The 8,918-nt window shown below is 73.1% G+C and carries 8 protein-coding genes and 1 pseudogene; 7 read left to right on the forward strand and 2 right to left on the reverse strand.

Annotated features, from left to right (window positions below):
• Positions 1 to 4 precede the first annotated feature (4 nt).
• A pseudogene (locus CIB93_RS30645) lies at positions 5 to 427 on the reverse strand (response regulator); the annotation flags it as partial.
• Positions 428 to 647: 220 nt separating this feature from the next.
• Here CIB93_RS30645 and CIB93_RS30650 point away from each other — a divergent pair.
• The 3 genes from CIB93_RS30650 (at position 648) to CIB93_RS30660 (ending at position 3,646) form a co-directional block, all read left to right on the forward strand.
• A complete protein-coding gene (locus CIB93_RS30650) occupies positions 648 to 1,502 on the forward strand; it encodes a MaoC/PaaZ C-terminal domain-containing protein (RefSeq protein ID WP_096631615.1) in 855 nt (284 codons plus the stop codon).
• Positions 1,503 to 1,587: 85 nt separating this feature from the next.
• Positions 1,588 to 2,664: a Zn-dependent alcohol dehydrogenase gene (locus CIB93_RS30655; protein ID WP_096631617.1), complete on the forward strand. Its 1,077-nt coding sequence runs from the start codon at positions 1,588 to 1,590 to the stop codon at positions 2,662 to 2,664.
• A 34-nt stretch (positions 2,665 to 2,698) separates the two neighbouring features.
• Positions 2,699 to 3,646, forward strand: coding sequence for a 3-oxoacyl-ACP reductase (locus CIB93_RS30660; RefSeq protein WP_096631619.1), 948 nt, complete (start codon positions 2,699 to 2,701; stop codon positions 3,644 to 3,646).
• A 316-nt stretch (positions 3,647 to 3,962) separates the two neighbouring features.
• On the opposite strand, the gene CIB93_RS30665 is transcribed toward CIB93_RS30660, so the two are convergent.
• Positions 3,963 to 5,294 (reverse strand): hypothetical protein, encoded by a 1,332-nt coding sequence (locus CIB93_RS30665; protein ID WP_096631620.1) that lies wholly within the window; start codon positions 5,292 to 5,294, stop codon positions 3,963 to 3,965.
• A 210-nt stretch (positions 5,295 to 5,504) separates the two neighbouring features.
• On the opposite strand from CIB93_RS30665, the gene CIB93_RS30670 reads away from it, so the two are divergent.
• The 4 genes from CIB93_RS30670 to CIB93_RS30685 all read left to right on the forward strand — a co-directional run.
• Positions 5,505 to 6,539: an ABC transporter substrate-binding protein gene (locus CIB93_RS30670; RefSeq protein WP_096631622.1), complete on the forward strand. Its 1,035-nt coding sequence runs from the start codon at positions 5,505 to 5,507 to the stop codon at positions 6,537 to 6,539.
• A gap of 120 nt (positions 6,540 to 6,659) precedes the next feature.
• The gene (locus CIB93_RS30675) at positions 6,660 to 7,496 is read left to right on the forward strand and encodes a Nif3-like dinuclear metal center hexameric protein (protein ID WP_096631623.1); all 837 of its coding nucleotides are present in this window, start codon (positions 6,660 to 6,662) and stop codon (positions 7,494 to 7,496) included.
• Positions 7,493 to 8,236 (forward strand): zinc ribbon domain-containing protein, encoded by a 744-nt coding sequence (locus CIB93_RS30680; RefSeq protein WP_179500299.1) that lies wholly within the window; start codon positions 7,493 to 7,495, stop codon positions 8,234 to 8,236. The genes CIB93_RS30675 and CIB93_RS30680 overlap by 4 nt, the downstream gene beginning before the upstream one ends.
• Positions 8,236 to 8,918 (forward strand): reverse transcriptase-like protein (locus CIB93_RS30685; protein WP_179500298.1); only part of this gene is annotated, 683 nt, incomplete at its 3' end. The genes CIB93_RS30680 and CIB93_RS30685, both read left to right, overlap by 1 nt.

The raw sequence follows: 8,918 nt of genomic DNA on the forward strand, positions 1-8,918 counted from the left end.
GGGGCGCCCCCGCGAACGCCGGGTCGATCACCGTCTCCCCGGTCAGGGCCGCCCGGATCGCCCGGACCAGATCCTCCACCGGGCCGTCCTTGACCAGGAACCCGACCGCCCCGGCCGCCAGCGCCTGCCGCAGCCGGTCAGGACCGCCGAACGTCGCCAGGATCAGCACCCGGCACTCCGGCACCTCCGCCAGCAGCCCGGCGGCGGCCGCCGGGCCGCCCCCGTCCGGCAGTTCGAAGTCCAGCAGAGCCACATCGGGGCGTGACGTCAGGGCCGCCGCCACGGCCTCGTCCCCGGTGCCGGCCCGGGCGGCCACCGCGAAGTCCGGCACCATGCCGAGCCGTATCGCCAGGGCGCCACGGGCCGCCGCCCCGTCCTCCGCGAGCAGGACACGGACGGACCTCGTGGGCCGGTGCTCCCGGGGCATCTCGTTCACCCGCCCAGGGTAGGCGGCCGTCGGCCGGGCACCCTGATCTGACGCGACGTCAGCAGTCTTCCCAACTTCGGGGGGCTGCGTTATACATGGGCCATCGGCTAGAACGCGTTCTACAAGAGGCGCGCCCTGCCGGTCACCGCACGACCTCGGTGCGGGCGACGGTGCGGACGGTCGCGCCGAGGTCTTCCCATCATCAAGGAGCGGCTTCGCCATGCCCATTGATGCCCGAGCGGCCATCGCCGCCGAACCCCGCCGAGCCGAGATCGGCTGGGACCACAAGGACGTGCAGCTCTATCACCTGGGCCTCGGCGCGGGCAGCCCCGCCACCGACCCCGACGAGCTGCGATACACCCTGGAATCCCGGCTCCAGGTGCTGCCGAGCTTCGCCACCGTCGCGGGCGCGGGGACGGCCGCGTTCGGCGGCATGGGGGCGCCCGGGATCGACGTGGACCTGGCGCGCGTCCTGCACGGCGGGCAGTCCGTACGGGTCCACCGGCCGCTCCCGGTCACCGGACGCGCCGTACAGACCTCGAAGGTCGCGGCGGTGTACGACAAGGGCAAGGCCGCCGTCATCGTGCTGCGTACCGAGGCTAGCGACAGCGACGGGGCGCTGTGGACGAACGACGCCGAGATCTTCGTACGGGGAGAGGGCGGGTTCGGCGGTGAGCGCGGTCCCTCCGACCGGCTCGCCCCGCCGGAGCGGGCCCCCGACCGCACGGTCGAGCGCCCCGTCCGTGACGACCAGGCGCTGCTCTACCGGCTGTCGGGGGACTGGAACCCGCTCCACGCCGACCCCGCCTTCGCCAAGCTCGCCGGGTTCGACCGGCCGATCCTGCACGGGCTGTGCACCTACGGCATGACCCTGAAGGCCGTCACCGACACCCTGCTGGACGGCGATGTGTCCCGCATCTGTGCCTACCGCACCCGCTTCGCCGGGGTGGTGTTCCCCGGCGAGACCCTCCGCATCCGGATGTGGGCCGACGAGGGCCGCGTCCAGGTCACCGTCACCGCCGTCGAGCGGGACGACGCGGCGGTCCTCGCCGACACGCTCGTCGAGCACTCCTGAACACACCGGCGCCAGTGCCAGCGTCAGAGCCAGAACCAGTGCCAGCAGCCTTGCCGAAGATGACGATGTGAGGGGAGCCGTACCCATGCGCGCAGCCGTACTGCACGAGACAGGCCAGGAGAAGCTGGAAGTCCTCGACGACGTCGAGGCGGTGGGATTCGGCCCCGGCAAGGTCAAGCTCCGCATCCGGGCCACCGGGCTCTGCCACTCCGACGTCTCCGCCATGAGCGGCGTCCTCCCGCAGCCCGCCCCCTTCGTCCCCGGGCACGAGGGTGCGGGCGAGGTCGTCGACGTCGGCGACGGGGTGACCGGGCTGAGCGCCGGGGACCGGGTCCTCGTCTGCTGGCTGCCCGCCTGCGGCGCCTGCCCGTCCTGCAAACGCGGCCAGACCCAGCTGTGCCTGGCGGGCTTCATGAACGCGGGCACCCCGAACTTCAAGCGCCCCGGCGGCGATGTCTTCGGCTTCGCGGGCACCGGCACCTTCACCGAGGAGGTCGTCGTCGGCGCGGGCTGCGCGGTGCCGATCCCCGACGACGTACCGTTCGAGATCGCCGCCCTGATCGGCTGCGGGGTCACCACCGGCCTCGGAGCGGCCATCAACACCGCCAAGGTGGAGGCCGGTTCATCGGTCGCCGTCATCGGCTGCGGCGGGGTCGGCATCTCCACGATCCAGGGCGCCCGGGTCCAGGGCGCCGCCCAGATCGTCGCCGTCGACCCGGTCGCCTCCCGCCGCGAGGCCGCCCTCCGCTTCGGCGCCACCGAGGCCCTCGACCCGGACGGGCTGGCCGACGCCAAGCAGCGCATCACCGGCGGTGAGGGCTTCGACTACGTCTTCGAGGTCGTCGGCAAGTCCGCCACCACCCGCACCGCCTACGAGCACACCCGCCGCGGCGGCACCCTGTGCGTCGTCGGGGCCGGGGCCATGGACGACAACTTCCAGCTCAACATGTTCGAGCTGTTCTTCGACGAGAAGCGCATCCTGCCCTCCATGTACGGCGGCGGGGACGTCCTGCGCTCCTACGAACGGGCCGTCGCGCTCTGGCGGGCGGGCCGGATCGACCTGGAATCGATGATCACCCACCGGGTCCGGCTGGACGGCGTCAACGACGCCCTGGACCAGATGCGCACGGGTGAGTCGCTGCGTACCTGCATCGAGCTCTGAGCCCGGCACCCGACCGACCACGTTGAGGAATCCGATGTCACTTCCCCTCCCGCTGGACGGGCTGTCCGCGATCGTCACCGGCGCGGGCCGCGGCCTCGGCCGCGCCGAAGCCCTCGAACTGGCCCGGCTCGGCGCGGCCGTCGTCGTCAACGACTACGGACAGCCGGGCCGTGACGGCTCCGGCGAGGCGTCCGCCGCGCCCGCCGAGGAGGTCGCCGCCGAGATCCGGGCAGCCGGCGGCCGGGCCGTCGCCCACCTCGGCGACGTCTCCGACCACGAACAGGCCCGGGCGCTCGTGGAATCGGCGGTCTCCACCTACGGCCGGCTCGACATCCTCGTCAACAACGCGGGCATCCTGCGCGACCGGATGATCTTCTCGATGACCGAGGACGAGTGGGACGCGGTGGTCCGCGTCCACCTCAAGGGCCACTTCAACACCACGCACTTCGCCGCCGCCCACTGGCGCGCCCGCTCCAAGGGGTCGGGCGGCCCGGTCTACGGGCGCATCGTCAACACCTCGTCGGAGGCGTTCCTCGCGGGCTCGGCGGGCCAGCCCAACTACGCGGCGGCCAAGGGCGGCATCGTCGGTCTCACCACCTCCACCGCACTGGCTCTCGCCAGGTACGGCGTCACCGTCAACGCCATCTGCCCGCGCGCCCGGACCCGGATGACCGAGGACGTGTTCGCGGGCTTCCAGGAACCGGCCGACGGGACCCTGGACCCGCTGGCTCCCGAGCATGTCTCCCCGCTCGTCGGCTACCTCGCCTCACCGGCGGCGGCCGGGGTCAACGGGCAGCTGCTGGTCGTCCACGGGGGCATGGTCGCCGTCGTCGAACGGCCGCGGGTGGCCGCCCGGTTCGACGCGGCGAAGGAGGCGTTCACCTTCGCCGAACTGGACGAGCTGCTCACCCCGTACTACGCGGAGCGCCCGCCGAACGAGACCTTCGCGGCAGCCGAAGTGCTGGGGCTGAAGCGGCAGTAGGGAAACGGAAACGGGGGAGGGCCCGGACCGGCTGTTCGCCGGTCCGGGCCCTCCCGCGGTGCATCCGCCCGGTGGTTCAGGCCGCCCTGGATTCGTCCTCGGCGGGCCGCCGGTGGCGCCCGTGCGGCTGCACCGACGTGTTCTCCATCGACGCACCCCCTCGGTGCTTGCCGGAACCGCCGGTTCCTGCTCCCTCGTCCGCCCCCTGCGGGCGCGTCTGGGTCGTGTCGGTTCGCGCTTCGGACATGTGGGAAGTCACCCCGTTGTGATCGCTTGCTTGTGTCGCACGTGCGGCTGTCAGCCCAGGGGCCCGAGTCTAGGACCTGTCACAGGTCGGTCGCACGGCTCGGCGCAGAGGTGCCTGCCCCAACGGAACGGGCTTACACACAGCAGGAGCGGCAACGGCGGCGGACGGTTCCGCTCCGCTGCCCGAGCCCTGCGCCCGGTCCGTGCCGGAGGATGACTCCGTGTCCTCCGGGGCCTCCAGCCGCGCCACACCGCAGGGCGTCGCGCCGTTCGCGTACGGGAGATGCAGCACCCCCTCCCGGCTCCAGTAACCGGCCCCCGCCGACCAGCCCTCCGGTGCCGCGAAGTGGTGCAGCCTGCGCCCCGCCGGACGCCAGACCCCCACCCAGCTGCCCGCCGCGCCGTCGATCCGCAGCGCCACCGCACAGCTCTCCGGCATCAGCATCTGCCCGGGCTGCACCGCGAACGGCGTCACCGCCACATCCGCCGGGCGCAGGCACTCCGGAAACCTGACCGGCAGGCAACTGCCCACCACACCCCAGCCGAGCCGGTCGTGGCCCGGGGCGTCGGAGCGGAGCAGCAGCAGCCCGCTGTCGGCGTCGGCGAGCAGCAGCCGGTCGTTGCTCTCCGGTGCGATCTGGAGCAGCGGTGTCACCTCGCCCTGCCGCCCGAGATCGACGGCGACCGTCTTGACCGGACCGCCGCCGGGCGCCTGCCGGTCCAGCGCCAGCATCCGGCCCGCCCGGTCCAGCCACACCCCGCCCGAGCAGCCCCCGGGGATCTGCGCGATCCGTTCGGGACCGAAGGCGCCGCCCGCCACCCGCCACAGATACGAGGCGTGGCCGCCGACCGCCAGGGCGTACACGCTGCGGCCGTCCGGCGACGGCGGCAGCAGGGTCATCTCCGGGGACTCGACGGCGCCCAGCGGGAGTTCGCCGGTGCCGGGTCCGGTCGGGTAGAGCAGCGAGAACATCTGCCGGTCCGCCACCCGTCGCTGGATCAGCACCCGCCCGTCGGTGAGCGGGACCACCCGGGAGTCCGGCTCCTCGGGCTGGCCGAGGGGGAGGGGCACCGCGTACGGCTCGGGCCCGTCCAGGGTCCAGCGCTCCGGATACCAGGCACGCTCGCCCGGCGCCCCGGGGGCCGCGGTGAGCCGTGCCGCGTACGCCCCGTCCGCGGTGAGCGTGAGGCCACCGGGGGGTGTGCGTGGGGTCGAGCCTCCGGGTGCGCCCCGGTCCGGGATCGCGGACGGGGGGAACGCGGGCGGGGCGGGGATGTGCGCCCCGGCAGGCGCTTCGGGCGCGGCGGACCCTTTCTCCTCCGGTCCGGGTTCCCCTTCCGGTCCGGGTTCCGCCGTCGCGGCGGCCCCGGCGGTTCCGCCCTCGATGGCACAGGCAGTCATGGACTCGTCACCTCCGGCTACGAAAGCTAGTTTTCGCACTTCCAGCCGAACAACGCGAGCCACCTCACTTCACACATAAGGGTGGCGATGTCCGGATTCTCCTGAGGTGGAGGGGGTGAGTGTGCTGGCGGAGGTGTCCGCGCCTATGGTTAGGCAGCCCTAACCAAACAGGCGTGCCCCGGCACGTACGCGCATCAGCAGGAGCAAGCGATGTCCCTTCGGCCCCGCGGTACCGCCGCAGTCGCCCTGGCGGTTGCCGCCGCCCTCTCCCTCTCGGCCTGCGGGGGCGGGGACGGCGGCGCGGCCGGCTCCGACGCGGGCGGCGACAAGAAGGCCGCTGTCGCCACCGGCGGCAAGGACTTCGCGGACGCGGCGAAGAAGACGGCGGCGTACGGCACCGACGCCGAGGCCGGCGAGTTCCCCCGTACCCTCACCCACGCCATGGGCAGGACCGAGATCAAGGCGGCGCCGAAGCGCGTGGTCGTGCTGGACGTCGGCGAGTTCGACAACGTTGTTTCGCTGGGCCTGAAGCCGGTCGGCTACGCGCCCAGCGAGGGCGACGCGGCCATCCCCTCGTATCTGGAGAAGGACGCGGGCGAGCCCAAGAGCGTCGGCACGATCAACAGCCTCAACCTCGAAGCCATCGCGGGCCTCCAGCCGGACCTGATCCTCGGCAGCCAGCTGCGCGCCGCGGACAAGTACGACGAGCTGTCCAAGATCGCCCCGACCGTGTTCTCCATCCGCCCGGGCTTCACCTGGAAGGAGAACTACCTCCTCAACGCGGCCGCCCTGGACCGCACGGAGCAGGCCGAATCGGCGCTGGCCGCGTACCGGGCGAAGGCGAAGAAGCTCGGCGACGACATCGGCGCCGACAAGCCGACCGTCTCCATGGTCCGCTACCTGCCCGACCGCCTCCGGCTGTACGCCAAGGCCTCGTTCATCGGGACCATCCTGGAAGACGTCGGCCTGCCCCGCCCGAAGAACCAGCAGATCGAGGACCTCGCCACCGAGATCAGCCCGGAGAAGATCGACGAGGCGGACGCCGACTGGATCTTCACCGGCGTCTACGGCGACCCGAAGGCCACCCAGCGCGACACCGCCCGGTCCAACCCGCTGTGGAAGAACCTGAAGGCCGTCAAGGAGGGCCGGGCCAAGGACGTCTCCGACGAGACCTGGTACCTGGGCCTCGGCGTCACCTCGGCGGGCCTCGTCCTGGACGACCTGCGCGCGGACCTGGTGAAGTAGTCCTTTCGGCCGCGCGGTCCCGACCTGGTGAAGTAACGATTCGTGCCCGGCCGCCGGTCCCGGCGTACCGGTCCGGCGGTCAGGGGCGGCGGACCACGCCGGACAGGTAGCCTTTCCCCCGTGCCCCGTCTGTCTGAAGTCATCGCCGCCCTCGACGCCCTCTGGCCCCCCGAGCGGGCCGAGGGATGGGACGCGGTCGGTACGGTCTGCGGCGACCCGGACGCGGAGATCGGCCGGGTGCTGTTCGCCGTCGACCCCGTCCACGAGATCGCCGACGAGGCCCTGGAGCTCGGCGCCCAGCTGATCGTCACCCACCACCCGCTCTATCTGCGCGGGACGACGACGGTCGCCGCCGACACCTTCAAGGGCAAGGTCGTCCACACCCTCATCAAGCACGGCGTCGCGCTGCACGTCGCGCACACCAACGCGGACTCCGCCGACCCCGGCGTCTCCGACGCCCTCGCCGGCGCCCTGGACCTGCGGATCACCGGACCCCTCGTACCGGACCCCACCGACCCCGCCGGGCGGCGCGGACTCGGCCGGATCTGCGAGCTGGACCACCCCGAGACCCTGGCCGCCTTCGCCGCCAGGGCCGCCGCCCGGCTCCCCGCCACCGCGCAGGGCATCCGGCTGGCGGGCGACCCGGAGGCGCTCGTGCGTACCGTCGCCGTCAGCGGCGGCTCCGGCGACAGCCTCTTCGACGCCGTGCGCGCCGCGGGCGTCGACGCCTTCCTCACCGCCGACCTGCGCCACCACCCGGCGTCCGAGGCCGTGCAGCACTCGCCGCTCGGCCTGGTCGACGCCGCGCACTGGGCCACCGAGTGGCCCTGGTGCGAGCAGGCGGCCGCGCAGCTCGACGCGCTTTCCGACCGCCACGGATGGGACCTGCGGGTCCATGTCTCGAAGCAGGTCACCGACCCCTGGACCACCCACCATTCCTCTGGAGCCCCCAACTGAACGCCGCGCCCGCCGACCAGATCCGACTCCTCGAAGTCCAGGCCCTCGACGTACGTCTCGCCCAGCTCTCCCACAAGCGCACCTCGCTGCCGGAGCACGCCGAGATCGAGCAGCTCGGCAACGACCTCACCCAGCTGCGTGACCTGCTGGTCGCCTCCACCACCGAGGAGAGCGACACCAGTCGCGAGCAGACCAAGGCCGAGCAGGACGTCGACCAGGTGCGCCAGCGCGCCGTCCGCGACCAGCAGCGCCTGGACTCCGGCGCGGTCTCCTCGCCCAAGGACCTGGAGAGCCTCCAGCGCGAGATCGCCTCGCTGGCCAAGCGCCAGGGAGACCTGGAGGACGTCGTCCTGGAGATCATGGAGCGCCGCGAGGCCGCCCAGGAGCGGGTCGCCGAGCTGACCGAGCGGGTCTCCGCCGTCCAGGCCAAGGTCGACGCCGCCACCGCCCGCCGCGACGCCGCGACCGCCGAGCTGGACGCCGAGGTCGCCACGGTGACCAAGGACCGCCAGGTCGTCGCCGAGGTCATCCCCGCCGACCTCATGAAGCTGTACGACAAGCTCCGCGCCCAGCAGGGCGGGGTCGGCGCCGCCCGGCTCTACCAGCGCCGCTGCGAGGGCTGCCGCCTGGAGCTGAACATGGCCGAGGTGGGCGAGGTGAGGGCCGCGTCTCCCGACACGGTCCTGCGCTGCGAGAACTGCCACCGCATCCTGGTCCGCACCTCGGAGTCGGGCCTGTAATGAGCGCTGCCCCCGCTGTCCGCCGTCTGGTGGTCGAGGCCGACGGCGGCTCCCGGGGCAACCCGGGGCCCGCCGGTTACGGCGCCGTCGTCATCGACGCGGCCACCGGCGAGACCCTCGCCGAGGTCGCCGAGTACATCGGCGTCGCGACCAACAACGTCGCCGAGTACCGGGGCCTGATCGCCGGTCTGACGGCCGCGAAGGCGCTGTTCCCGGACGCGGGGAGCGAGGGCGGCGGGCCGCGGGTGCACGTCCGGATGGACTCCAAACTGGTCGTCGAGCAGATGTCGGGGCGCTGGAAGATCAAGCACCCCGACATGAAGCCGCTGGCGGCCCGCGCCGCCGTGATCCTGCCGCCGTCCTCCGTGACGTACGAATGGATCCCGCGCGCGCAGAACAAGCACGCCGACCGGCTCGCCAACGAGGCGATGGACGCGGGCCGCGACGGCAGGCAGTGGGAGGCGTCCGCCTCGACGGCCGAGCTGGACACCCCGTCGCGCCACCGCACCGCGAGTACGGCTCCGCCCGTCCAGGGCCCGCCCGGCGACGCGGCCGCAGGCGCGGCGAAGGCCCGCGCGGCCCTGGCGGCCGCGCGTGGTGGCTCGGCGGCCCCGGAGGCGGACGGGCTTTTCCCGGTGCCGGGGGCCGAAGCGGCAGAGGGGGCGCCGGGGACTTCGGAGGG

It is taken from the genome of Streptomyces sp. WZ.A104 (assembly GCF_002382885.1).
Taxonomy (GTDB): Bacteria; Actinomycetota; Actinomycetes; order Streptomycetales; family Streptomycetaceae; genus Streptomyces.

Excerpts from the sequence above, each read along its gene's own strand:
- CIB93_RS30665 (WP_096631620.1), bottom strand. The coding sequence starts at position 5,294 with ATGACTGCCTGTGCCATCGAGGGCGGAACCGCCGGGGCCGCCGCGACG.
- CIB93_RS30655 (WP_096631617.1), top strand. The coding sequence starts at position 1,588 with ATGCGCGCAGCCGTACTGCACGAGACAGGCCAGGAGAAGCTGGAAGTC.
- CIB93_RS30670 (WP_096631622.1), top strand. The coding sequence starts at position 5,505 with ATGTCCCTTCGGCCCCGCGGTACCGCCGCAGTCGCCCTGGCGGTTGCC.
- CIB93_RS30660 (WP_096631619.1), top strand. The coding sequence starts at position 2,699 with ATGTCACTTCCCCTCCCGCTGGACGGGCTGTCCGCGATCGTCACCGGC.
- CIB93_RS30650 (WP_096631615.1), top strand. The coding sequence starts at position 648 with ATGCCCATTGATGCCCGAGCGGCCATCGCCGCCGAACCCCGCCGAGCC.